The sequence below is a fragment of the Variovorax sp. 01T439_2 genome, assembly GCF_056398445.1.
This window is the reverse complement of the sequence record NZ_JBFTPJ010001049.1, coordinates 1-1,947: the sequence shown is the minus strand read 5'-3', so window position 1 is coordinate 1,947 and position 1,947 is coordinate 1. Positions and strand designations below refer to the sequence as shown.

Below are 1,947 nucleotides of genomic sequence, written 5' to 3'. Positions count from 1 at the left end.
CTATTACACGCTGCCGTTGGTCACGCCCATCCTGCTGTCGCTGTGGGGCATGAGCAAGACCGAGGTGGGGCTGATCGGCACCGCCACGCTGGTGGCCTCGGCCATCGGCGGCTGGGTGGCCGGCATCCTGGCCGACATGTACGGGCGGGTGCGCATCCTGCAGCTCACGATCCTGGTCTTTGCCATCTTCACCTTTGCCTGCGGCCTTTCGCGCACGCCGGAAGAGCTGCTGATCGCACGCACGCTGCAGGGCCTGGGCTTCGGCGGCGAATGGGCGGTGGGCTCGGTGCTCATTGCCGAGATGATCCGGCCCGCCTACCGGGGCAAGGCGGTGGGCCTGGTGCAGAGCAGCTGGGCCATCGGTTGGGGCGCGGCGGTGCTGGTGTCGATGGCGCTGTTCTCCTTCCTGCCGCCGGAGTATTCGTGGCGCGCGATGTTCCTGCTGGGGCTGCTGCCGGCGATCCTGATCGTGTTCATCCGCCGCTCGATCCGCGACCCGGAGATCTACGTGCAGAGCCGTGCCGCCGTGGCGCGCGGCGAGCGCAGCGGCAATTTCCTCGCGATCTTCAAGCCCGGCATGCTGGGCACCACGGTGCTCGCGAGCCTGCTGTTCACCGGCATGCAGGGCGGCTACTACGCGATCGGCGTCTGGCTGCCCACCTTCCTGAAGAACGAACGCCATCTCACGGTGCTGGGCTCGGGCGGCTACCAGTTCATGTTCATCATCGGCGCCTTCATCGGCTACCTGTGCGGCGCCTACCTGTCGGACCGGCTCGGACGGCGCCGCGCCTTCATCCTGTTTGCAGTGGGGGCCGGCTCGCTGGTCTATGCCTACACGCTGCTGCCCATCACCGACGGCCTGATGCTGCTGCTGGGCTTTCCGCTCGGCTTCTTCATGTCGGGCATCTTCAGCGGCGCGGGCGCCTTCCTGGCCGAGCTTTTTCCCAATGAGCTGCGCGGCTCCGGGCAGGGCTTTTGCTACAACTTCGGGCGCGGCATCGGCGCCACCTTTCCGGCGCTGGTCGGCGTGCTGAGCGACCGCATGCACCTTTCGCTGGGCACCGCCATCGGCGCGTGCGCCGCGGTGGCCTACGCCATGGTGGTGATCGTGGCGCTCTGCCTGCCCGAGACGCGCGGGCGCGACCTGCGGCAGAACTGATCCGGACCTCTTTCTCCTTTTTCGCGAAGACTTCATGACCACGCATTCCCTTCTCCCGTCCCGCTGGCAGTTCTGGATCGACCGCGGCGGCACCTTCACCGACCTGGTCGGCCGCGATCCCGAGGGCGGCCTGCACACGCTCAAGCTGCTGTCGGAAAATCCCGAGCAGTACAAGGACGCCGCCGTCGAAGGCATCCGCCGCCTGCTGAAGCTCGCGCCCGGCGAGGCCGTGACCCCCGAGCGCGTCGAGTGCGTGAAGATGGGCACCACGGTGGCCACCAACGCGCTGCTGGAGCGCAAGGGCGAGCCGACGGTGCTGGTCGCCACGGCCGGCTTTCGCGATGCGCTGCGCATTGYCACGCAGGCGCGGCCACGGCTCTTCGACCGCCGCATCGTGCTGCCCGAGCTGCTCTACCAGCGCGTGATCGAGGCCGGCGAGCGCATGGATGCGCAGGGCGGCGTCGTGCAGCCGCTGGATGAGCCCGCGCTGCGCGCCGCGCTGCAGGAAGCCTTCGATGCCGGCCTGCGCGCCTGCGCCATCGTCTTCATGCACGGCTGGCGCTACGCCGCGCACGAACTCGCGGCCGAGCGCATCGCGCGCGCCATCGGCTTCACGCAGGTGTCGGTGTCGCACAAGACCAGCCCGCTCATGAAGCTGGTGCCGCGCGGCGACACCACGGTGGTCGACGCCTACCTGAGCCCGATACTGCGGCGCTACGTGGAACAGGTGTCGCGTCAGATGCCGGGCGTGCCGCTGTTCTTCATGCAGAGCTCGGGCGGGCTCACGC

At 68.7% G+C, this 1,947-nt stretch carries 2 protein-coding genes; both read left to right on the top strand.

Translation table 11 applies throughout. The annotated features are described in order from the left end of the window. Window positions 1-1,159: MFS transporter (locus AC1DOC_RS31670; protein WP_478131339.1), on the top strand; the 1,159-nt coding region annotated here is incomplete at its 5' end. Window positions 1,160-1,193: 34 nt separating this feature from the next. Next, on the top strand, window positions 1,194-1,947 hold a 754-nt coding region (locus tag AC1DOC_RS31665; RefSeq protein WP_478131338.1), incomplete at its 3' end, for a hydantoinase/oxoprolinase N-terminal domain-containing protein.